A 21,415-nucleotide genomic window follows, 5' to 3' on the forward strand; every position below is an offset into this window, starting at 1 on the left:
TGAGCCGCCGCCGCGTTCGCGGAAAAAACGCATAAGCTAGTCCGCAAATCTTCGTTCCCGCACGGTGGAGCCGGTCCCGAGAATGGCCGCATCACTTGCCCGAGGACCGAAGAATGACCGCATCCGTTTCCCGCCGCCGCCTGCTCGCGGCCGCCGCCTCCGCGCCGCTGGGCCTGGGCGCGCTCCCCCTCGCGTTCGCGGCCGACCGCCTGCGCATCGGCGTGGTGCCCGGCGCCTATGCCGACTCCGTCGGCGTGGCCGCCAAGGAGGCCCGCGCCCAGGGGCTGCAGGTCGAAGTGATCGAATTCACCGACTGGACCACGCCCAACGTGGCGCTGAACGCGGGCGACATCGACATCAACTATTTCCAGCACCAGCCCTTCCTCGCCAACGCGATCAAGAAGCAGGGTTTCCAGCTCGCGAGCGCCGGCACCGGCATCCTGGCCAACGTGGGCCTGTATTCGCTGAAGCACAAGAAAGTGGAGGACGTGCCCGCCGGCGGCAAGGTGGGCATCGCCAACGATCCGGTCAACCAGGGCCGGGGCCTGCTGCTCCTGCAGAAAGTGGGCCTCATCCGGCTCAAGCCCGACGTGGGCTACCTGGGCACCCTGGCCGACATCGTGGACAACCCGAAGAAGCTCCGCTTCGTGGAGGTCGAAGGCCCGCAGCTGGTGCGCATCACGCCCGACGTGGACATCGCCCAGGGCTATCCGCATTTCATCGTGGCGGCCAAGGCGTTCGATCCGTCCAGCGGGCTGGCCTACTCGGGCATCGAGGACGCGCAGTTCGCGATCCAGTTCGTGGTCCGGCAGGACCGCGTGAACGATCCGGTGGTGCAGCGTTTCGTGCGCCTCTACCAGAACTCGCCCGCGGTGAAGAGCGAGACGCGGCGCGCGTTCGCCAACGACGACCGGCTCTACACGCTGGCCTGGGCGCGTTCGTGAGGCAGGAGGTGCTCCGCATGGCCTTCGCCTCCGTGCTGCGCCGCGCTCCAGCGTTCCCGGGGCCTGGCGGGCCTGCGGCCACCGCGCTGCTGCGCACCGGCGTCGCGGCATCGGCCGCCGTACCCTCCTTTCCCGCCGCGGACGCAACTCCTGCGGCCGACGGCACGGATACGCCGCGAGGCACCGTCGCCCTGCGCGGCGTCGGCAAGATCTATGCGTCTCCCGCCGGCGACGTGGCCGCGCTGCAGGACATCGACCTGGACATCCCGGCCGGCAGCATCTTCGGCATCATCGGCCGCAGCGGCGCAGGCAAATCCAGCCTGCTGCGCACCATCAACCGGCTGGAGACGCCGTCGCACGGGCAGGTGCTCATCGACGGCGTGGACATCGGCACGCTCGACGAGGACGGCCTCGTCACGCTGCGCCGCCGCATCGGCATGGTCTTCCAGCACTTCAACCTGCTGTCCGCGAAGACGGTGTTCGACAACATCGCCCTGCCGCTGCGCGTGGCGGGCGCGCGCCCCGCGCAGATCACGCGGCGGGTGAACGAACTGCTGGAACTCGTGGGCCTGCAGGACAAGCACCGCAGCTACCCGGGCCGGCTGTCCGGCGGACAGAAGCAGCGCGTGGGCATCGCGCGCGCCCTGGCCACCGACCCGGAGATCCTGCTGTGCGACGAGGCCACGTCGGCCCTGGACCCCGAAACCACGCACGCCATCCTGCAACTGCTGAAGGACATCAACCGGCGCCTGGGCATCACCATCATCCTGATCACGCACGAGATGCGCGTGATCCGCGAGATCGCCGACCAGGTGCTGGTGCTCGAGCAGGGGCGCATCGCCGAGCAGGGCCCCGTCTGGCAGGTGTTCGGTGCGCCGCGCCACGATGCCACGCGGGCGCTGCTGGCCCCGTTGCGCCAGGGCCTGCCCCCCGACCTGCGCGCGCAGTTGCAGGCGCATCCGCCGCAGGGCGGCCCGTTCGCGGCCATCGTGCAGCTGGGCTACAGCGGCGAAGGCGGCCTCGAGCCCGAACTCGCGCGCATCGCCGCGGCCCTGCCCCCCGGCGCACGGCTGGTGCACGGCGGCGTGGACCGCATCCAGGGGCACGCGCAGGGCGAGCTGTTGCTGGCCGTGGACGGCGGCGCCGCGCTGGCCGACCTCGCCCCGCTCACCAGCGGCCCCGGCGCGATCGCCCACTCCATCCAGGTGATCGGCTACCTGCCCCACGGCCCGTGGCAGCCTCCGGCAGCACATCCATCCACGCATCCATCCGCCCACCCATGAGCCTTTCGCTGTCCATTCCCGCCGAACGCTACGGCCAGGCCCTGGCCGACACCCTGCTGATGGTCGGGGTCTCCGGCACGGCCGCGTTCCTCGCCGGCATTCCGCTGGCCCTGCTGCTCATCGTGACCGCTCCCGGCGGCTTTCTCGCCTCGCCCCGCGTGCACCGCGTGGCCGGCAGCGTGATCAACGGCTTCCGGGCCACGCCCTTCATCGTGCTGCTGGTGGCGCTCATTCCCTTCACGCGCATCGTGGCCGGCACCACCATCGGCGTCTGGGCGGCGATCGTGCCGCTGTCGATCAGCGCCACGCCGTTCTTCGCGCGCATCGCGGAAGTCAGCCTGCGCGAGGTGGACCACGGCCTGATCGAGGCCGCGCAGGCCATGGGCTGCCGCAAGTGGCACATCGTGCGGCACGTCTATCTGCCCGAAGCGCTGCCCGGCATCGTGGGCGGCTTCACGATCACGCTGGTGGCGCTGATCGGCGCGTCCGCCATGGCCGGCGCGGTGGGCGCGGGCGGCCTGGGCGACCTGGCGATCCGATATGGCTACCAGCGCTTCGACACGCAGGTGATGGTGGTCGTGATCGCCGTGCTGATCGCGCTGGTCACCGTGGTGCAGTCCACCGGCGACATCTGCGTGCGGCGCCTGCGCGAGCGCTGAGCCCGTCCCCTGACCGACCGAGGAGCCCACACGCCCATGGCACATCCTTCCGCCGAAGGCCGCGCGGCCGCCACCCGCCTGCCCCTGCCGCCGCGCACGCCGCACCGCATCGCCAGCGAGGCCGAAGCCATCGACACCGCCCGCTCCCTGGCGCTCGAATTCCGCCAGGACGCGGCATCGCGCGACCGCGAGCGCCGCCTGCCCTGGGACGAGATCGAGCGCTACACCGCGAGCGGCCTTGGCGGCATCGGCGTGCCGCGGACCCACGGAGGCATCGGCGCCTCGTTCCGCACGCGGATGGAGGTGTTCGCCATCCTGTGCGCGGCCGATCCATCGCTGGGACAGATCCCGCAGAACCACCATGCGCTCATCCATCACCTGGTGGAGTTCGGAAACCCGCCGCTGCAGCGCCGCATCTTCGCGGACGTGCTCGCGGGGCACCGGCTGGGCAATGCCGGCCCGGAACGCAAGGCCCGCGCGGCCGCGGTCCACCACGCGACGGCGCGGCTGCGGCGGGACGCGCAGGGAACGCTGCGCGCCAGCGGCACGCGCCACTATTCCACCGGGGCGCTGTTCGCGCACTGGGTGCCGTTCCGCGCCGAGGACGAACTCGGCCGCCCCGTGCAGGTCTGGGTGCGCCGCACGGCGCCCGGGCTGCAGGTGATCGACGACTGGGACGCCTTCGGCCAGCGCACCACGGCCAGCGGAAGCGTCGTGCTGCAGGACGTGCCCGTGGAGGAAGACAACGTAGTCGCCCTCCACGCCGCGCCGGACCGGCCCACGCTGACGGGGCCGTTCTCGCAGCTGCTGCAAGCCTCCATCGATCTGGGGATCGCCGAGGGCGCGCTCGCCGACGCGCTCGCCTACGTGCGCGAGAAGACCCGGCCCTGGGTGGATTCCGGCGTGGAGCACGCCCACGACGATCCGCACATCCTGCGCGAGGTCGGCGAACTGGCCATCGACGTGCACGCCGCGCGCGAGATGCTGGCCGAGGCCGCGGACCTGCTGGATGCACTGGCCCGGGCGCCCCTCACCGACGCCGGGAGCGCCGAGGCCTCGGTGGCGGTCGCACGCGCGAAGGTGCTCACCACGGAGGCCGCGCTGCGCGCCGGGGAACACCTGCTGGAACTGGCCGGCACCTCGGCGTCGCGCACCGTGCACAACCTCGACCGGCACTGGCGCAATGCGCGCGTCCACACTCTGCACGACCCGGTGCGCTGGAAATACCACCTCATCGGCCGCTACGTGCTGAACGGCCAGGCGCCCCGGCGCCACCAGTGGAACTAGAAGAACCGCCCATGACCGCCCATACCCTCCAGGAACGACACTCCCTCCAGCAGGCCCGGACCATCCCGCCCGTACTGGCCACGGCTGCGGAGATCCTCCAGACCGCCTCCGCACTCGCCCGCGAATGGGCGCCACAGGCATTGGCGCGCGACCGGGAGCGCCGACTGCCCTGGGTGGAAATCGAGGCCTACAGCGCCAGCGGGCTGTGGGGCATCACCGTGCCGCGCGCTCACGGCGGCCCGGGCGCCGACGCCTGGACGCTCGCGCAGGCCATCGCCACGGTCTCGGCGGCGGACGGATCGCTGGGCCATATCCCGCAGAACCATTTCTACGCCCTCGAAGTGCTGCGCGTGGGCGGCACCGAAGCCCAGCAGCGCTTCTTCCACGGGCGGGTGCTGCAGGGCGAGCGCTTCGGCAACGCGCTCTCCGAAACCGGCCACCGCGACTACCGGCGTCGCACCCGGCTGGAGCGCTCCGGCGGCGGCTGGGTGCTGCAGGGGCGCAAGTCCTATTGCACCGGCGCGCTCTTCGCGCACTGGATTCCCACGCAGGCCATGCAGCAGCGGGACGACGGCAGCGAGACGGGCGTGATCGTCTTCGTGCCGCGCCATGCGCCCGGCGTCACGGTGGAAGACGACTGGGACGGCATGGGCCAGCGTGTGACGGGCAGCGGATCGGTGGCGCTGGACGGTGTGCGGGTGGAGCCCGAATGGATCGTGCCGTTCCAGGCCAGCTTCGAGCGGCCCACGGCCATCGGGCCGTTCGCCCAGATCATGCATGCCGCCATCGACCTCGGCATCGGCGAGGGGGCGCTGCAGGCCGCCCTGCCCTTCATCCGCACCCGGGCGCGCCCCTGGATCGACGCCCAGGTGGAACATGCCACGGACGACCCCCTCACCCTGCATGCAGTGGGCGACGTGGACCTGCGCCTGCGCGCGGCCCGGGCGCTCGTGCGCCGCGCAGGGGCCTTCGTCGATACCGCACGGCAGGCACCCGATGAAGACACCGTGGCCGCCGCCTCGGTGGCCGTGGCCGAGGCGCGCGCCATGGCGCACCGCGCCGGCCTGCTCGCGGCCAACAAGCTGCTGGAGCTGGGCGGCACTTCCGCCACCGCGGCGGAACACGGCTTCGACCGCTTCTGGCGCAACGTGCGCACCCACACGCTGCACGATCCCGTGCGCTGGAAGTACCACGCCGTGGGCAACTACCTGCTCAACGGCATCCGGCCGCCGCGCCACGGAGCCCTGTGATGCCCGGCACGCAACGCAACCGGCCGATCATCCTCAACGCGTTCAACATGAACGCGGTGGGGCACATCAACCATGGCCTCTGGACGCATCCCCGCGACCGGTCGAGCGATTACCACTCGCTGGACTACTGGACCGGGCTCGCGCGCGAACTGGAGCGCGGCCTCTTCGACAGCCTCTTTCTGGCCGACATCGTCGGCGTATACGACACCTACGGGCAGTCGGCGGACGTCACGCTGCGCGAATCGGTGCAACTGCCGGTGAACGACCCCCTGCTCGTCGTGCCCGCCATGGCCGCCGCCACGCGGCACCTGTCGTACGGCGTCACCGTGAACCTGAGCTACGAGCAGCCCTACCTGCTGGCCCGCCGGTTCTCGACGCTGGACCACCTCACGCGGGGCCGCGTGGGCTGGAACATCGTCACCGGCTACCTCGATTCGGCCGCGCGCGCCATGGGCGTGGCGCAGCAGATCCCGCACGACGAGCGCTACGACCGGGCCGACGAATTCATGGACGTGGCCTACCAGCTCTGGGAAGGCAGCTGGGACGACGACGCCGTCCTGCGCGACCGCGCCCGGCGCATCTATGCCGACCCGGCCCGCGTGCGCCCGGTGCGCCACCACGGCACGCACTACCGGGTCGAGGGATACCACCTCTGCGAGCCGTCTCCGCAGCGCACGCCGGTGCTCCTGCAGGCCGGCAGCTCCGGCCGCGGACTGCGCTTCGCCGCCCGGCACGCGGAGTGCGTGTTCATGTCCACCCAGGACAAGGCCTCCACGCGGGAACTGGTCCGCGCCCTGCGCGCGGAGGTGGTCCGCGCGGGCCGCCATCCCGATGACGTGAAGGTGGTGGTGGGGCTCACCGCCGTGCCCGGCGCCACCCGCCGCGAAGCCGAAGACAGGTACCAGGAATACTGCCGCCATGCCAGCCCGGAGGCGGCGCTCGCCCACCTCTCGGCCGGCGCAGGCATCGATTTCTCCACGTACCGGCAGGGCACGCCTCTGCTGGGCCAGCACCGCAGCAACGGCATCGAGAACAGCCTGCGGCGCCTGGCCAACGGCCGCGACCACTACACCCTGGGCGACCTGCTGGAGGAACTGGCCCTGGGCGGCCGCTACGCCACCGTGGTCGGCTCGCCGCAGGACATCGCGGACGAGATGCAGTCCTGGCTGGACGAGGCCGGGGTGGACGGGTTCAACCTCGCGCGCACCGTGGTGCCCGAGAGCTACACGGACTTCATCGACCTCGTGGTGCCCGAACTGCAGAACCGCGGCCTGCACAAGACCGCCTACGCCGAAGGCACGCTGCGCCACAAGCTCGCCGGCCGGGGCGACCGGCTGGCACCCACGCACCACGGGGCGGGCTTCCGCCCTGCCGCAGGCACGCCCGCCATGCGCGCGGCGTAAGGCGGCCCCTCTTCCCGCAGAGCATCCGGCCGGCGGCGCGTTCGCCGCAACCTCCCTGGCGGATGCCCATCCAGGCCATGGCCGAGCTGCGGCCGAGCCATAGGCAGCCCATATCCAGCCGATAGCCGTGCCTGCCCCCCGACCGCGGCCGGCGCCCCCGCGCAGCACGCGGCCCCTCGCATTCCCGTTCCAACGCTGGCGCGCCTGTAAGGCAAATTCCTACAAGCCCGGCTTGCCGGCGAGACACGACGCACCTCCAAACCCCGACTTAATTTCCGATTGGACCGAATTCACAATCCATTTCAACGGATCGCGACACACCTGCACACCGCCAGGGCCCCCGCGATCTGCTAACGGAAAAGGAATGCACCATGACCTCGGAACAACTTCTCGCTGAAATCCGCGAAGCCAACCTCACCTACCTGATGCTGGCCCAGACGCTGATCCGCCAGGACAAGGCCGAAGCCGTGTTCCGCCTGGGCATCAACGAAGACGCCGCAGACATCCTGGCCTCCCTCTCGGCGGCGCAGGTGCTCAAGCTGGCCTCCCGCAACACCCTGCTGTGCAGCTTCCGCGTGGACGACAACCTCGTCTGGAGCCTGCTCACCAACCACAACACGCCCAAGAAGGTCGGCAACGAAGCCACCAATACGCTGCACGCCAACATCCTCATGGCCAGCCGCGTGTCGGAAGTGCTCTGAGCCTTCTCCTCCGCAGTCCGACCTTCCCGCCCCTTCCGCCTCCGAAAGACCGCCATGACCGCAGCTGCCGCCCCCGTGAAGAGCGTCCTGAACGAATCCAAGCAGATCGAGCGCGCCGCCATGCTGATCCAGATGGGCGCCCGCATGCAGGTGCTGGAGTCGGAAACCTCCCTGTCGTACGAGCGGCTGATCCGTCTCTACAAGGAAATCGCGGGCAAGTCGCCTTCCAAGGGCCAGCTGCCGTTCTCCACCGACTGGTTCCTCACCTGGCAGGAGAACGTCCACAGTTCCCTGTTCCTGAACATCTACGAGTACCTGTCCAAGGGCGTGAGCCTGGATTCCGTGGAACTGCTGACCAAGGCCTACCGGCTCTACAGCGAGCAGGTCGCCACCGCAGAGATCGAACCCCTGCTGTCCTTCACCCGCGCATGGCGCCTCGTGAAGTTCGTGGATGCCGGTATGCTCACGCGCACCAAGTGTTCGCAGTGCGGCGGCCATTTCGTCACCGAAATGTATGAAAATCCTCGCGCTTACACCTGCGGACTGTGCAATCCCCCGGCGCGCGCCGGCAAGAGCAAGTCGGCCGGCGCACTGATGCTGCACTGATCCCTTCCCGGGGCCCGAGCCCCCGGCACCATTTTTCCAACCGCGAGTTCCCCTTGTCCCGGCCCTGTGCCGGGATTTTTTTGGGCGGCAGCCCGCGGGGGAGGTCAGCGCATGGACAGCAGGATGCGCACGTTGTCGTCCACGGGCACCACGTAGTCGTGGGCGGCCAGCACGGCATTGCCCTCGGGCCCCACCAGCTTCAGGCTCACGAACACCGATTGCGCCGTGGCGGCATAGGTGCCCACGACCACGGCCTGCGCGGCCTGCGCGCGGCTCACGTCCCGCACCTCGCGCGACAGCAGCAACTCGCCCTGCCCGGGCACCATCACCAGGTTCTGCCGCAGCTTCAGCTCCGTCACCCGCACGCCGCGCTGCACCAGGCGCCCGGCGATCTGCTCGGAGAAAAGGCGGCCCAGGCGCGACGCCTCGTCCAGCCGGTCGATGTGCACCAGCGTCGCCACCAGCACGGGCTGGCGCGGATCGAGCTGCGGCACCTGCCGCAGCAGCGCATCGGCCGCGGCCTGGTTGGTCTCCAGCAGCGACTCCGCCGGCGAGCCGCCCATGCCCAGCGCGCCCATCACGCCGCTGCCGCCAGCGGACGGAGCGGCCGCGGCGCCATAGTAGTAGCGGGCACAGCCCGGCAGGCAGGCCGCGGCGGCCACCGCCAGGCCCATGCGCAGCCAGGCGCGCCGTGGCGCCTGCCGCAGGATGGAATCCGAGTTCTTCATGGCGCCACCACCTGCCAGGTCTTGACCGCCGGCGCGGGGCCGGCAAGGGACGGGGAAGCCAGCGGCGCGGGCGGCGGCAGGTACAGGGCCGCGTCGGCCTGGTCGATGAAATAGACGTCGCTCGTGCGGGCGAGGTAGCGGCCTTCGCTCTCCAGCGAGGTGGTAACGAGGATCTCGGTCCGCGCCGGCCCGCGCGCCAGTCCCTGAGGTGTGGTGCCCGCGGCCACCGGAGCCGGCTGCGCAGCCAGCAGGTAATCGCCGTTTTCCATGGAGGCATCCCGTGCGACGCGCACGCCGTCGCCGAGCAGCACCGGCCGCGCGCCGTCGCCAGGGGGCGCCACGTGCTGCACCAGTTGGACGCCCACGGCGAGCCGCACGCCGGAAGGCTGCGTGGACAGCGCGAGGCCGCGCTCGACCAGATGGGTGATCAGCAGCGTCCGGAATCCGGCGACGAAGCCCGCCACGTCCGGGCCATCGGCCGCCGGCACCACATAGATCGGATGCGCCCCGGCGGGCCATTCGCGCAGCTTCACGGCCGTGCGCTCCGCGACGTCGGCGGCCAGCACGTCCCAGTGGTGCACGGCCCGCGCGGTCCTCTGCATGGACGGGGCATGCGCCGCGGGCTGCGGCAGGTCCGGGGGCGCCACGCAGCCGGCCAGCCCGGCGGTGCACAACAGCGCCGCCACCAGCGACGGCCCGCTGCGGCGGGCGTTCGAAAATGGCGGAAATTCCGCAACGGGGGTCATGCGCGCGCACCTTTCCTCGGAATGCATGGGCTGGATGCTAACGGCCCCGCGCCGGGCAAATGGCCCGAACAAAGGCGCTTTCCCTGCCCAGTCCTGCGCCTGCCGCCACAACGCCGGCTGCGGCGCCGGACGAGCGGCGTTTCTGGGTTCGCCGACGGCGTCCTGCCGATGCCATGGCCGGGTGCCCGCCTACGCCCGGACGGGCTCCGGCCGCGCCACAATCCGCGCATGCAGCTTTCCGCCCCCGCTCCGGACTCCCCGCCCGATACCACTGCCACGCGTGCCTCGGCGGCGCCGCCGCCTCCGGCAGGCGACCCTCCCGCCGAACCACCACCCGCGGGAGATCCCCCGCCCGCGTCGCCTCCCTCCGGCGATCCGCCCGCTCCCGCCCCGGGCCCCGCGGAGCCGCCCCCGCCGCCGTCCGGCGTCTCCGCCCCGCCCCTGGTGCTGCACATGCCGGTGGACGTGCGCAACCTCTCGCTGGCCCTGCTGGCCCTCTTCGCCGCCGTGGCCCTGCTCCACTGGGCCAGCGCCGTCTTCATTCCGCTGATGCTGAGCGTGCTGCTCACCATCGCGCTGCAACCCATCGTGACCGCGCTGCGGCGCTGGTATGTCCCGCGCTGGCTTGGCGCCGGCGTGCTGCTGCTGGGCATCGTGGGCGGCCTCGGCGGCACGGCCTGGTCGCTGTCGGACGGCGCGGCCGAACTGGTGGATTCGCTGCCCGTGGCCGCCCGCAAGGTGCGCGATGCCATGCGCTTGAACATGCGCGGCCCGAGCCCGCTCGACACCATGCAGAAGGCCGCCAGCCAGATCGAGCAGGCCGCCACCGAGAGCATCCCGCCCCAGACGCGGCGGGGCGTGCAGCGCGTGGTGATCGAACGTGCGCCCTTCAACATCCGGGACTACGTATGGACCGGCACCATGGGCCTGGCATCGGCCGCGGGCCAGCTCACCGTGGTGGTCTTCCTCACCTTCTTCTCGCTCGCCTCGGGCAACCTCTTTCGCCGCAAGCTGGTGCGCATCGCGGGCCAGAGCCTCGAGCGCCGCAAGATCACCATGGAAGTGCTCGACGACATCACCGGGCAGATCCAGCGCTACCTGCTCGTGCAGGTGGCCACCAGCGTCCTGGTGGGCATCGGCACCGGCGTGGCCTATGCCCTGCTCGGGCTGGAAAACGCGGCCGTCTGGGGAGTGGTGGCCGGCGTGCTCAACCTCGCTCCGTATGTCGGCTCCATCGTCGTCACGGGTGCCTCCGCCCTCGTCGCCTTCCTGCAGTTCGGCACCGTGGACATGGCCCTGGCGGTCGGCGGCGCCTCCCTGCTCATCCACACCATCGTGGGCAACCTGCTCACCCCCTGGCTCACCAGCCGCACCAGCCGCATGAGCCCCGTCGCGGTGTTCGTCAGCGTGCTGGCCTGGGGGTGGCTGTGGGGCTTGTGGGGGGTGTTGCTGGGGATACCAGTGATGATGGTGGTGAAGGCTGTGTGTGATCGGGTGGAGGATCTGAGGCCTATCGGGGAGTTGTTGGGGGATTGAGGTTTTGGTTTTTGTTTTGGGGCGGGGGCCGGGTCTCGCCCCGGCGGGCGAGTTACTTTCTTTCGCTTCGCCGAAAGAAAGTAACCAAAGAAAGGGCGACCCTGCTGTCTGCGACCCCGTTCGCCCGATGGGCGAACGGGGCAACCTGGGGTGCTCGGGGGTGGGGTGTGCCGTGGAACTCGCTGCGCGCTTGCGCGCTACGCTCGGACAACCACGGCAAGTCAGTTCACGAAGCGGGCGTGTCCTTCGGCACGCCCGCCACCCCACCCCCTGCGCGCCCCAGGCGCATCCAGAAGGGGTGACCCGGGCCTTCGCGTTGCTCGGCCCCAAGGCCGTCGCTGCGCTCGGCCAAAGCCCCAGCGCTCCGCCCCAGGAAAAACGGTGCGCGGTGCAACGCACTCGCGCACCCCGGGCCGAGCGAAGCAATGGCCCGTATGCGGCACCCCGCCCTCGTGGCTGCGCCGAGGAGCGCAGGAGGCAAGGCGCGCAGGCGTGCCGCAGGACACGCCTGCTTCGTGATCTGACTGGCTGCGGTTGTCCGAGCGCAGCGCGCCAGCGCGCAGCGAGTTCGCAGCCGCGCCTTGCCTCCGAGCACCGCAGGCTGCCCCCTTCGCCCCCAACGGGGCGAAGGGGGACGCAGACACCAGGGCTCGCCTTTTCTTTGCCTGCTTTCTTTTGGCGAAGCAAAAAAAAGCAGGTGCACCGCCGGGCGCACCCCCCGGCCCCCGGCCAAAAATCACCCCAACAACGCCCGCGCAGCCCCCTCGATCACCCCGATCTGCCGGCACACCAGCGCCAGCTGCGTCTGCAGGATCCGCAGCGTTTCCGCAGAGACGTCCGCCACGCCCCCATCCCCCCGCAGCGCCATGGCATCCGCCGCCTGCTCCAGCGACTCCGCCAGCGCCCGCGCGCGTCCGGCATCCTCCAGCGCCGCGCCTTCCTGCCGGCGCAGTGCAGCCGCCAGCGCCTCCAGCCGCCCGGCCGCATGCGCCCCGGCCTCCTGGGCCAGGTCCGCGGCAGGCCCTGCAGGCCCCGCCCGGTGCGCGCCCAGTGCGGAGAGATAGCTCAGCAGGGTGTGCGAGGCCACCAGCATGCGCATGCCGGCCAGCGAATGCGAGCGCACGTGGCGCGGCTCCTGCAGCAGGTGCGAGAGGGTGGTGGAAAACGCCGCATCCGCGTTGTGCGCGTTGCGCCGCGCGAGCCGGTAGTCCAGGTCGTCGGCCTTGCCGGCGGCGTACTGCGAGAGGATCTCGCGCAGGTAGTGGGCATGCGCGGCCAGGGCCTGGGCCGCCACGGCCGCCAGGCGGCGCCCTTGCCAGTCCGGCAGCACCCACAGCATCGCCACCGCGGCGATGGCGCTGCCGATCATGGTGTCCATCAGGCGCGGCAGGATCAGCCCGTGCGCCGCGCCGGTGGCCTGGTTGAAGCACATGAGCACCAGCAGCGTGATGGCGGCCGTGGCCGTGAGGTAGTGGCTGGTGCGGGTCACGAAGAACAGCACCCCCGCCGCCACGGCGAAGAGCGCCTGCAGCGGCAGGCTGGGGAACAGGCGCAGCAGCGCCCAGCCCACGACCAGGCCGACGGCCGTGCCGGCGATGCGCTGCGCCACGCGCGACAGCGTCGCGCCATAGGTGGGCTGGCACACGAACAGCGTGGCCAGCGGAATCCAGTAGCCGTGCACGGGATCGATCAGCTGCATCACGCCATGGCCCGCCGCCAGGGCCAAAGACAGCCGCGCTGCGTGCCGGAAGAGCGGCGAGCCGCGGTGCAGCTGTGCCCGCACGCGGCCCCACGCATCGGCCAGCGAGCGCGGGGAGCGGTCCAGCAGGCTGCTGTCCCCCGCCCGCTCCCCGCCGTCGGGATGGGTCGCGGCGTCGAACTGCGCATCCAGCGTGGCGAGGTTGCGCGCCAGCGCGCGCAGGCTGCGCAGGGGGCGCTGCCATTCGGCCCGGTCCTGGGCTTCCAGGTAGGCGATGGCGTCGCGGAGATCGGCCATGGCCCGCGCCACGGCCCCGTCCCGCTCGAAAGGCTGGTGCATCTGCAGCGCATGGGCGATGCGCGCGCATTCCACGCCCTGCAACTGCAGGACGCGCTGGCAGCGGTAGAGCACGTCGCTATGGAACAGCACGTCCGCCCACTCGTTGTAGTGGTGGTGCGAGGAGCTGGCGCGCTCGTGGATGTCCTGCGCGATGAAATAGAGATTCAGGTGCCGCAGCATCCGCCCCGTGGGCAGGGCACGCGCGCCGGCGCCCCAGCGGCTGAAGATGCTCTCCTTCGTGGCGTTGAGGGCCGCCACCAGGCGGCCGTTCGTCTGCGCCAGCGCCAGGCGCCGCCGCTCCACGTCCACGCCGCGCACCGGCTCGAACAGGCTGGCCTTGAGCCGCAGGTAGGCCCCCAGCTGGTCGTAGAGCCCCGCCAGGTTCTGCCGCACCCGCTGGTGCGGGAACGCCGCGCACCACAGCAACGACAGCAGCGCATACCACGCGGCGCCGGACAGCAGCAGCAGCGGCACCTGCCACGGGCCGCCGGCCGGCACATGCCCGGCCACCGAGCCGGGCGAAGCGCTGATGGCCGCATAGAGCGCCAGGATCACGGTCGCCGAGGCGATGGCCCGGTAACGCTCGCCGATGGCACCCAGCATGGTGAAGCCGAACGTCGAACATGCCAGCCCCGCCACGAACCACGCCGGATGGGGAAGCAGCAACTGCACCGAGAACGCCGCGAGCGCGAAGCACGCGAGCATGACCAGCGCCGCGCGCAGGCGCCCGCGCCAGCTGTCGTCGGTTTCGGCGATCGCGCTGGCGATGATGCCCAGGAAGATCGGCGTCACCAGCGCCACCTGGTCGCGCCACCAGCACAGCGCCATCGCGCCGCTCAATGCGATGAAAACGCGCAGGCTGTAGACGAAGGCATCCTGCGCCCACAGCCGGCGCAGCCAGCCGGCACGGCCGCGCTCCGCCGCCGGCCCGGGCGCCGCGGCCATCGTGGTTGTCGTTGTTCTCGGTTCCATTCACGCTGCCTTCGCCGCCAGTGTCCATGCACGGCGCCATCGCGCGCCGGCACCATCGCGAGCAAGAAGCAGGCCCGCGTCCTCAGCCGGTATTGCGCAGCCCCGCGGCGATGCCGTTGATGCAGATGTGGATACCGGTCTGCACGCGCTCGCTGCCTTCGCCCGCGCGCCAGCGCCGCACCAGTTCCACCTGCAGGTGGTGCAGCGGATCGATGTAGGGAAAGCGGTGCCGGATCGAGCGCGCCAGCGCCGTGTTGTGCGCCAGCCGCTGCCGGTCGCCCGTGATGCGCGCCAGCGCGTCCACCGTGCGCTGCCATTCGGCCTCTATCGCGCCGAACACCTTGCGGCGCAGGCGCGCATCCGCCACCAGTTCGCTGTAGCGCGACGCCAGGGCCAGGTCGCTCTTGGCCAGCACCATGTCCATGTTGGACAGCAGCGTGCGAAAGAACGGCCACTGCCGGTACATCTTCTGCAGCAGCGCCATGCGCGCCTTCGGATCCTCGCCTGGCGCCTTCACGAAGGCCTCCACGGCCGCGCCGAAACCGTACCAGCCCGGCAGGGTGAGCCGGCACTGCCCCCAACTGAACCCCCAGGGAATGGCGCGCAGGTCCTCGATCTTCTGGCTCGGCTTGCGCGAGGCCGGGCGCGAGCCGATGTTGAGCTCGGCGATCTCCCGGATCGGCGTGGAATTGAAGAAATAGTCGGCGAAGCCCGGGGTGTCGTACACCAGGGCGCGGTAGGCCGCCATGCTCGCCTGCGAGAGTTCGGCCGCGGCATCGTGGAAGGCCTTGGTGGCAGGCTTGGTGGGCTGCAGCAGCGTGGCCTCCAGCGTGGCCGCCACCAGGGTCTCCAGGTTGCGCCGGCCGATCTCCGGGTTGGCGTATTTGGAAGCGATCACCTCGCCCTGCTCCGTCAGGCGGATCTGCCCGCGCACCGTGCCTGGCGGCTGCGCCAGGATGGCCTGGTAGCTCGGCCCCCCGCCGCGCCCCACCGTGCCGCCGCGCCCGTGGAAGAGCCGCAGGCGGATGCGGTGGCGCGACTCCAGCACATCGAACAGTTCCACCAGCGCGATCTCGGCGCGGTAGAGCTCCCAGTTGCTGGTGAAGATGCCGCCGTCCTTGTTGCTGTCGGAGTAGCCCAGCATGATGTCCTGCTCGGCCCCGCCGCGCTGCACCATGGCCGCGAAGCCCGGCACCTCGTAGAGCGCGCTCATGATGGGCCGGGCATTGCGCAGGTCGCCGATGGTCTCGAAGAGCGGCACCACGATCAGGTCGGCGCGTGCATCGGGCCCGTCCAGCGTGCCATGCATCAGGCCCACTTCCTTCTGCAGCAGCAGCACCTCGAGCAGGTCGCTCACCGTCTCGGTGTGGCTGATGATGTAGTGCCGGATGGCCTGGGCGCCGTAGCGCTCGCGCATGTGCCGCGCGGTCTCGAAGATGGCGATCTCGCCGCGTGAGTGCTCCGAATATTCCGCCCCTACCACGCGCAGCGGACGGGCGTCGCACAGCAGGCGCACCAGCAGCGCCTGGCGCGCGTCCTCCGGCAGGGCCGCGTAATCGGCCTCGATCCGGGCCGTGGCCAGCAGTTCCGCCACCACGCGCTCGTGCTGGTCGGAGCTCTGCCGCAGGTCCACCGTGGCCAGGTGGAAGCCGAACACCTCCACGGCCCGCACCAGCGGATGCAGCCGCTGCGCCGCCAGCGGCGCCCCGCGGTGCGACCGCAGCGAGGCCTCGATGACGCGCAGGTCCGCGAGAAACTCCGAGGCGTCGCCATAAGGGTTCTGGGGCGCCACGGCATGGCGCGCCGCCTCGCCGCCCGTCAGTTCGCGCAGCGTGGCCGCGAGCCGCGCATAGATGCCGGTGAGCGCGCGGCGGTAGGGCTCGTCCTGGCGGTGCTCGCTGGTGTCGGGTGAGCGCTCGGCGAGCTGCTGCATCTCGGGAGAGACCTGCACCAGCCGGGCCGACAGCGACAGTTCGCCGCCCAGGTAATGCACCTCGGTCAGGTAGTGGCGCAGGGCCACCTCGGCCTGGCGACGCAGCGCCAGCTCCAGCGTTTCGGCGCTCACGTTGGGGTTGCCATCGCGGTCCCCGCCGATCCACTGGCCCATGCGCAGGAAGCTCGCCACCGGCTGGCTGCCCAGCGCCCGCTCCAGGTCCTCGTACAGGCGCGGGATCTCGCGCAGGAAGGTCGATTCGTAATAGGAAAGTGCGTTCTCGATCTCGTCGGCCACCGTGAGCTTCGTGTAGCGCAGCAGGCGGGTCTGCCACAGCTGCGCGACTCGGGCGCGCAGCCGCGCCTCGTTGGCCGCCAGTTCGCGCGGCGTGAGCGCGTCGCGCGTGGACTTGTAGAACAGCCCCCGCGCCTGGATCTCGTCGCGCTCGGCCAGCAGTTCGGCGATGTCGCGCTCCGCATCCAGGATGCTCTTGCGCTGCACCTCCGTCGGGTGCGCGGTCAGCACCGGCGAAACGTAGCTGCGCGCCAGCGTCTGCGCCACCGCGCGCGGCGCGATGCCCGCCCAGCGCAGCCGGGCCAGCGCCACTTCGATGCTGCCCTCCTGCGTGCTGCCGGCCCGCTCGTGCACGGTGCGGCGCCGGATGTGGTGCCGGTCCTCGGCCAGGTTCGCCAGATGGCTGAAATACGTGAAGGCGCGGATCACGCTCACCGTCTGGTTGCCCGACAGGCCCTTGAGCAGCTTCTTGAGCGCCTTGTCCGCCTCCTGGTCCGCATCGCGGCGGAACGCCACCGACAGCTTGCGCACCTGCTCCACCAGGTCGTAGGCAGCCACGCCCTCCTGCTCGCGGATCACATCGCCCAGGATGCGCCCGAGCAGGCGGATGTCCTGGATCAGCGGCTGGTCCTTGTCGGCGCGGCGTCCGGGCGACGGGGCGGCCTGCGGCTCGGACACGGAATCGGTCTTGCGGGAAGGCGTCGCATTCATGCGGAAAAGTCTCCTGGAGGCGCCCCGGCGGAAGGACGGGTGCTGCGGCGCAGCATGCTAGCATCCCCGCCAGGCCCGCCGAGCCTTCCGCCCGCCCGGCCTGGAACACTGCGATGCATCCCTCTTCCCCCCCCACGACCCCCGCCTCCTCCGGCCTTCCCCCCATCGTCATCGCCACGCGCGAAAGCCGCCTCGCGCTCTGGCAGGCCGAGCACGTGCAGGCCCTGCTGCGCGCCCGCGGGCACCACGTGGCGCTGCTCGGCATGACCACCAAGGGCGACCAGATCCTCGACCGCACCCTGTCCAAGGTGGGCGGCAAGGGCCTCTTCGTGAAGGAACTGGAAGTCGCCCTGGAGGAAGGCCGCGCCCACGTGGCCGTGCATTCGCTCAAGGACGTGCCCATGGAACTGCCCGAGGGCTTCGAGCTGGCCTGCGTGATGGAGCGCGAGGATCCGCGCGACGCCTTCGTCTCGCCGCGCCACGCCTGCCTCGCCGACCTGCCCCGGGGCGCCGTGGTCGGCACCTCCAGCCTGCGCCGGCAGGTGCTGCTGCAGGCGCTGCGCCCCGACCTCGTCATCCAGCCGCTGCGCGGCAACCTGGATACCCGCCTGCGCAAGCTCGACGAAGGCCAGTACGACGCCATCGTGCTCGCGGCCGCGGGCCTCAAGCGGCTGGGCCTGGAAGGCCGCATCCGCGCCCTGTTCGAGCCCGACGAGATGCTGCCGGCCGCCGGCCAGGGCGCGCTGGGCCTGGAGATACGCTCCGAACGCCATGACCTGCTGCAGGCCGTGGCACCACTCGCCCACCAGGCCACCTGGCTCTGCGTGGCCGCCGAGCGCGCCGTGAGCCGCGCACTGGGCGGCAGCTGCTCCGTGCCGCTCGCGGCCCACGGCCGGTGGACGGACGCCAGCACGCTGCGCCTGGACGGTGCCTGGGGCGATCCCGAAGGCATCCGTCCCCTGGTGCGCGTGCAGGTGTCCGCGCCGGTCGCCTCCCTGCCCGAAGCCGAGGCGCTCGGCTCCGCCGTCGCGGCGCAGCTGCGCGCGGACGGCGCGCAGATCCCGGCCTGACCGCAGCGCCCCCCACCGAGCCCGCATCACCCCGTGCACCGCTCCCCCCCGCCTCCGGCCCCGCGCCGCGCCATCGTCACCCGCCCGGAGCGCGACGCCACGCAGTGGGTCGTGCACCTGCATGCGCGCGGCATCGACGCCGTGGCCCTGCCCCTCATCGCCATCCACGGATGCGCCCATCCCGAAGCCCGCGCAGCGCTGCAGGCGGCCCGCGAAGCCTGGCACCGCTGGCGGGCGGTCATGTTCGTGAGCAGCAACGCGGCCCACTATTTCCTGGATCCGCCAGGAACCGGCGCCACGCTGTTCGCGGGCGATCCGGCCGCGCTTCCGCGGATCTGGGCGCCCGGCCCCGGCACCGCCCAGGCGCTGCGGCAGGCCGGCGTGCCCGCCGAGGCCATCGACCGGCCCGCGCCCGACGCCACGCAGTTCGACTCCGAATCCCTCTGGACGCAGGTGGGGCCACAGGTGCGGCACGGCGACCGCATCCTCATCGTGCGTGGCGCGCAGGCCGACGGCGACGGCACGGACACCGTCGCGGGCACGGGCCGCGAATGGCTCGCGCAGCAGATCGCCGCCGCCGGCGGGCAGGCCGAATTCGTCGCAGCCTACGAACGCGGCGCCCCCGACCTCGGCACGGAGCAACTGGCCCTCGCCCGCGCCGCGGCCACGGACGGATCGCTCTGGCTCTTCAGCAGCTCCGAGGCGGTGGCGCACCTGAGTGCAGCGCTGCCGGGGCAGGACTGGTCCGGTGCGCGCGCGCTTGCCACCCACCCCCGCATCGCGCAGGCCGCGCAGGACGCCGGCTTCGGGGCCGTGCGCCAGTGCCGCCCGGCCCTGAACGACGTGGTGGCATCGATAGAATCCCACCCATGAGTTCCGAGCCCCACCAAGCACCTTCCGCGCCTCCCGCAACCCCGGCGCCCCAGGCCTCCGGCGTGCAGCGCGCCGTGCTGGCGCTGCTCGGCGTCGTGGCCGTCGCCGGCCTCGCAACCAGCGTCATGCTGTGGCAGCGCCTCGGCAGCATCCAGGAACAGCTCGCACGCCAGTCGGCCGATGCGGGCGCGCAGTCCATCGAGGCCCGCACCCTCGCCAACCAGGCGCTGGACATGGCGCGCGACGTCTCGGCGCGCATCGCCGTGAACGAAACCCGCGTGAGCGAAGTCGCCCTGCAGCGCAGCCAGCTCGAGGAACTCATGCAGAGCCTCTCGCGCTCGCGCGACGAGAACCTCGTGGTGGACATCGAATCCGCGCTGCGCCTCGCGCAGCAGCAGGCCCAGCTCACCGGCAGCCTGGAACCCGTCATGGCCGCTCTCAAGAGCGCCAGCCAGCGCATCGAGCGGGCCGCCCAGCCGCGCCTGGCCCCGGTGGCGCGCGCCATCGGCCGCGACCTCGACCGCGTGGGCTCGGCGCAGGTCACCGACACGGCCGGCCTGCTGGCCCGCCTGGACGACCTCATGCGCCAGGTGGACGAGCTGCCCCTGCAGAACGCCGTCGCGCAGGCCGCGGCCACGCGCCGCATGAATGCCGCCGCCCGCCCGTCCGAGGGCCCGGCGGCAGCCGGCGCGGACGGCACCCTGCCCTGGTGGCAGGCCACGCTGCAGCGCGCCTGGGAAGTCGTGCGCGACGAGGCCCGCCAGTTGCTGCGCGTGACCCGCATCGACCGCCCGGAGGCCATCCTCATCGCGCCCGACCAGGCCTTCTTCCTGCGCGAGAACCTCAAGCTCCAGCTGATGAACGCCCGCCTCGCGCTGCTCGCGCGCCAGTACGAATCGGCGCGCGCCGACCTCTCCGCCGCGAACAACGCCCTGGGCCGGTACTTCGATCCCGCGTCGCGCCGCACGCAGACGGCGGCCGCGGTGCTGCAGCAGGCACAGGTCCACCTCAAGGGCGCGGCCCTGCCCACGCTGGACGAAACCTTCGCCGCGCTGGCCACCGCCGCCGCCGGCCGCTGACCCGCGCAGGAGACCACCCACCCATGCGCGCAGCACTCTGGTTCCTGGTACTTTTCGGCACGGCCGTGGCCGCCGCCCTGTTCGCGGGCAACAACCAGGGCACCGTGACCCTGTTCTGGCCACCCTACCGCGTAGACCTGTCGCTCAACTTCGTGCTGCTGCTGTTCTTCGGCGGCTTCGCGATCCTCTATGCCGCACTGCGCGCGCTGTCCGCGCTGCTCGAGCTGCCGGGCCAGGCGCGGCGCTGGCGCGTGCAGCAGAAGGAGCGCTCCATGCATGCGGCCCTGCTCGACGCGCTCTCGCAGTTGCTGGCCGGGCGCTTCCTGCGCTCGCGCAAGGCCGCCATGGCCGCCCTCGCCCAGGAAAACGCCCTGGAAGCCGCCGGAGAAGCCGTGCCACACGGTCGCCAGCTGCGCACGCTGGCCCACCTCGTCGCCGCCGAAAGCTCCCACGCCCTGCAGGACCGCGCCACCCGCGAGGCCCACCTGCGCAATGCCCTGGACAACATCCCGGCTCGCGCCCCCGTGAGCGAGCTGGAACTGCGCGAAGGCGCGCAGCTGCGCGCCGCCCGCTGGTCGCTCGACGAACGCGACGCGACCACCGCGCTCGAGCACCTCGCCGCCCTGCCACAAGGCGCGGCACGGCGCACGCTGGCACTGCGGGCGCGCCTCAAGGCCACACGCCTTTCGCACCAGACCCAGGAGGCGCTGGAAACCGCCCGCCTGCTCGGCAAGCACCGTGCCTTCTCGCCCGCCGCGGCGCAGAGCATCGTGCGCGGCCTCGCCATCGAACTGCTCAACGGCGCACACGACCCCGCCCAGCTGCAGCAGACCTGGATGGCGTTCGAGCCGGCGGAGCGTGCCATGCCCGAACTGGCCATCCATGCCGCGCAGCGCCTCACCGCCCTCGGCGGCGACCACGGCCAGGTGCGCACCTGGCTGCTGCCCGCCTGGGAACGCATGGTGGACATCGCCAACCCGCTACCCGACGCCCACGCATTCAAGCTCGTGCGCGTGCTGGAAAGCAACCTCGACGCGCTCGACGCGGCCTGGCTGGCACGCATCGAATCCGCCCAGCAGGCCAACCCGCGCGACGCGCGCCTGCAGTACCTGTCCGGCATGGCCTGCCTGCGCCGCCAGCTCTGGGGCAAGGCCCAGCAGCTGTTCACCCAAGCCACGCAGCAGCTCGACGAAGGCCCGCTGCGCTGCCGCGCCTGGCGCCACCTCGCCGACCTCGCTGAACAGCGCGGCGACACGGAAGCCGCGGCCACGGCCTGGAAGCACGCCGCACTCGCCTCCTGAG

17 protein-coding genes are annotated in these 21,415 nt (G+C 71.6%); 13 read left to right on the forward strand and 4 right to left on the reverse strand.

The window, feature by feature from the left end; genetic code table 11:
- Window positions 1-113 precede the first annotated feature (113 nt).
- From BLR05_RS05225 to flhC, 8 genes are all read left to right on the forward strand, one after another.
- On the forward strand, window positions 114-944 hold the full coding sequence (locus BLR05_RS05225) for a MetQ/NlpA family ABC transporter substrate-binding protein (RefSeq protein WP_192883787.1): 831 nt from the start codon (window positions 114-116) through the stop codon (window positions 942-944).
- Between the two features lie 17 nt (window positions 945-961).
- Window positions 962-2,227 carry a methionine ABC transporter ATP-binding protein gene (locus BLR05_RS05230; protein ID WP_092832928.1) on the forward strand — a complete coding sequence of 422 codons (1,266 nt, stop codon included), beginning with the start codon at window positions 962-964 and terminating at the stop codon, window positions 2,225-2,227.
- The gene (locus tag BLR05_RS05235) at window positions 2,224-2,886 is read left to right on the forward strand and encodes a methionine ABC transporter permease (protein ID WP_092832767.1); all 663 of its coding nucleotides are present in this window, start codon (window positions 2,224-2,226) and stop codon (window positions 2,884-2,886) included. The genes BLR05_RS05230 and BLR05_RS05235 overlap by 4 nt, the downstream gene beginning before the upstream one ends.
- 36 nt (window positions 2,887-2,922) lie before the next feature.
- Complete coding sequence (locus BLR05_RS05240) at window positions 2,923-4,173, forward strand: SfnB family sulfur acquisition oxidoreductase (protein WP_092832768.1); 1,251 nt, start codon at window positions 2,923-2,925, stop codon at window positions 4,171-4,173.
- An 11-nt stretch (window positions 4,174-4,184) separates the two neighbouring features.
- A complete protein-coding gene (locus BLR05_RS05245; RefSeq protein ID WP_092832769.1) occupies window positions 4,185-5,423 on the forward strand; it encodes an SfnB family sulfur acquisition oxidoreductase in 1,239 nt (412 codons plus the stop codon).
- Window positions 5,423-6,826, forward strand: a complete 1,404-nt coding sequence (locus BLR05_RS05250) for an LLM class flavin-dependent oxidoreductase (protein WP_092832770.1) — start codon at window positions 5,423-5,425, stop codon at window positions 6,824-6,826. The genes BLR05_RS05245 and BLR05_RS05250 overlap by 1 nt, the downstream gene beginning before the upstream one ends.
- A 371-nt stretch (window positions 6,827-7,197) precedes the next feature.
- Window positions 7,198-7,527: a flagellar transcriptional regulator FlhD gene (gene flhD, locus BLR05_RS05255; protein ID WP_013595547.1), complete on the forward strand. Its 330-nt coding sequence runs from the start codon at window positions 7,198-7,200 to the stop codon at window positions 7,525-7,527.
- A 54-nt stretch (window positions 7,528-7,581) separates the two neighbouring features.
- Window positions 7,582-8,133: a flagellar transcriptional regulator FlhC gene (gene flhC, locus BLR05_RS05260; RefSeq protein ID WP_013595548.1), complete on the forward strand. Its 552-nt coding sequence runs from the start codon at window positions 7,582-7,584 to the stop codon at window positions 8,131-8,133.
- A 104-nt stretch (window positions 8,134-8,237) separates the two neighbouring features.
- On the opposite strand, the gene BLR05_RS05265 is transcribed toward flhC, so the two are convergent.
- Window positions 8,238-8,861, reverse strand: a complete 624-nt coding sequence (locus BLR05_RS05265) for a FlgO family outer membrane protein (protein WP_092832771.1) — start codon at window positions 8,859-8,861, stop codon at window positions 8,238-8,240.
- Window positions 8,858-9,607, reverse strand: a complete 750-nt coding sequence (locus BLR05_RS05270) for a hypothetical protein (RefSeq protein ID WP_092832772.1) — start codon at window positions 9,605-9,607, stop codon at window positions 8,858-8,860. The genes BLR05_RS05265 and BLR05_RS05270 overlap by 4 nt, the downstream gene beginning before the upstream one ends.
- A 228-nt stretch (window positions 9,608-9,835) precedes the next feature.
- Between BLR05_RS05270 and BLR05_RS05275 the strand changes: the two genes are divergently transcribed.
- Window positions 9,836-11,143, forward strand: coding sequence for an AI-2E family transporter (locus BLR05_RS05275; protein WP_092832773.1), 1,308 nt, complete (start codon window positions 9,836-9,838; stop codon window positions 11,141-11,143).
- 736 nt (window positions 11,144-11,879) lie between these two features.
- On the opposite strand, the gene yccS is transcribed toward BLR05_RS05275, so the two are convergent.
- Together yccS and ppc are read right to left on the reverse strand one after the other, a co-directional pair.
- Window positions 11,880-14,126, reverse strand: a complete 2,247-nt coding sequence (yccS, locus tag BLR05_RS05280; RefSeq protein ID WP_092832774.1) for a YccS family putative transporter — start codon at window positions 14,124-14,126, stop codon at window positions 11,880-11,882.
- Between the two features lie 109 nt (window positions 14,127-14,235).
- A complete protein-coding gene (gene ppc, locus BLR05_RS05285) occupies window positions 14,236-17,091 on the reverse strand; it encodes a phosphoenolpyruvate carboxylase (protein ID WP_092832775.1) in 2,856 nt (951 codons plus the stop codon).
- A gap of 113 nt (window positions 17,092-17,204) precedes the next feature.
- Between ppc and hemC the strand changes: the two genes are divergently transcribed.
- From hemC to BLR05_RS05305, 4 genes are read left to right on the forward strand one after another with little or no spacing between them, the layout of a single operon-like run.
- Entirely contained in the window at window positions 17,205-18,161 is a 957-nt protein-coding gene (gene hemC, locus BLR05_RS05290; protein ID WP_092832776.1) for a hydroxymethylbilane synthase, read from the forward strand.
- A gap of 33 nt (window positions 18,162-18,194) precedes the next feature.
- On the forward strand, window positions 18,195-19,034 hold the full coding sequence (locus BLR05_RS05295; protein WP_092832777.1) for a uroporphyrinogen-III synthase: 840 nt from the start codon (window positions 18,195-18,197) through the stop codon (window positions 19,032-19,034).
- A complete protein-coding gene (locus BLR05_RS05300; protein WP_092832778.1) occupies window positions 19,031-20,113 on the forward strand; it encodes a uroporphyrinogen-III C-methyltransferase in 1,083 nt (360 codons plus the stop codon). The genes BLR05_RS05295 and BLR05_RS05300 overlap by 4 nt, the downstream gene beginning before the upstream one ends.
- Before the next feature lie 23 nt (window positions 20,114-20,136).
- Window positions 20,137-21,414: a heme biosynthesis protein HemY gene (locus BLR05_RS05305; RefSeq protein WP_092832779.1), complete on the forward strand. Its 1,278-nt coding sequence runs from the start codon at window positions 20,137-20,139 to the stop codon at window positions 21,412-21,414.
- Window position 21,415: the final 1 nt, after the last annotated feature.

Origin of the sequence: Paracidovorax cattleyae (genome assembly GCF_900104515.1) — a bacterium.
GTDB classification, from domain to species: domain Bacteria; phylum Pseudomonadota; class Gammaproteobacteria; order Burkholderiales; family Burkholderiaceae_C; genus Paracidovorax; species Paracidovorax cattleyae.

Excerpts from the sequence above, each read along its gene's own strand:
- BLR05_RS05225 (WP_192883787.1), top strand. The coding sequence starts at position 114 with ATGACCGCATCCGTTTCCCGCCGCCGCCTGCTCGCGGCCGCCGCCTCC.
- BLR05_RS05230 (WP_092832928.1), top strand. The coding sequence starts at position 962 with ATGGCCTTCGCCTCCGTGCTGCGCCGCGCTCCAGCGTTCCCGGGGCCT.
- BLR05_RS05235 (WP_092832767.1), top strand. The coding sequence starts at position 2,224 with ATGAGCCTTTCGCTGTCCATTCCCGCCGAACGCTACGGCCAGGCCCTG.
- BLR05_RS05240 (WP_092832768.1), top strand. The coding sequence starts at position 2,923 with ATGGCACATCCTTCCGCCGAAGGCCGCGCGGCCGCCACCCGCCTGCCC.
- BLR05_RS05245 (WP_092832769.1), top strand. The coding sequence starts at position 4,185 with ATGACCGCCCATACCCTCCAGGAACGACACTCCCTCCAGCAGGCCCGG.
- BLR05_RS05250 (WP_092832770.1), top strand. The coding sequence starts at position 5,423 with ATGCCCGGCACGCAACGCAACCGGCCGATCATCCTCAACGCGTTCAAC.
- flhD (WP_013595547.1), top strand. The coding sequence starts at position 7,198 with ATGACCTCGGAACAACTTCTCGCTGAAATCCGCGAAGCCAACCTCACC.
- flhC (WP_013595548.1), top strand. The coding sequence starts at position 7,582 with ATGACCGCAGCTGCCGCCCCCGTGAAGAGCGTCCTGAACGAATCCAAG.
- BLR05_RS05265 (WP_092832771.1), bottom strand. The coding sequence starts at position 8,861 with ATGAAGAACTCGGATTCCATCCTGCGGCAGGCGCCACGGCGCGCCTGG.
- BLR05_RS05270 (WP_092832772.1), bottom strand. The coding sequence starts at position 9,607 with ATGACCCCCGTTGCGGAATTTCCGCCATTTTCGAACGCCCGCCGCAGC.
- BLR05_RS05275 (WP_092832773.1), top strand. The coding sequence starts at position 9,836 with ATGCAGCTTTCCGCCCCCGCTCCGGACTCCCCGCCCGATACCACTGCC.
- yccS (WP_092832774.1), bottom strand. The coding sequence starts at position 14,126 with ATGGCCGCGGCGCCCGGGCCGGCGGCGGAGCGCGGCCGTGCCGGCTGG.
- ppc (WP_092832775.1), bottom strand. The coding sequence starts at position 17,091 with ATGAATGCGACGCCTTCCCGCAAGACCGATTCCGTGTCCGAGCCGCAG.
- hemC (WP_092832776.1), top strand. The coding sequence starts at position 17,205 with ATGCATCCCTCTTCCCCCCCCACGACCCCCGCCTCCTCCGGCCTTCCC.
- BLR05_RS05300 (WP_092832778.1), top strand. The coding sequence starts at position 19,031 with ATGAGTTCCGAGCCCCACCAAGCACCTTCCGCGCCTCCCGCAACCCCG.
- BLR05_RS05305 (WP_092832779.1), top strand. The coding sequence starts at position 20,137 with ATGCGCGCAGCACTCTGGTTCCTGGTACTTTTCGGCACGGCCGTGGCC.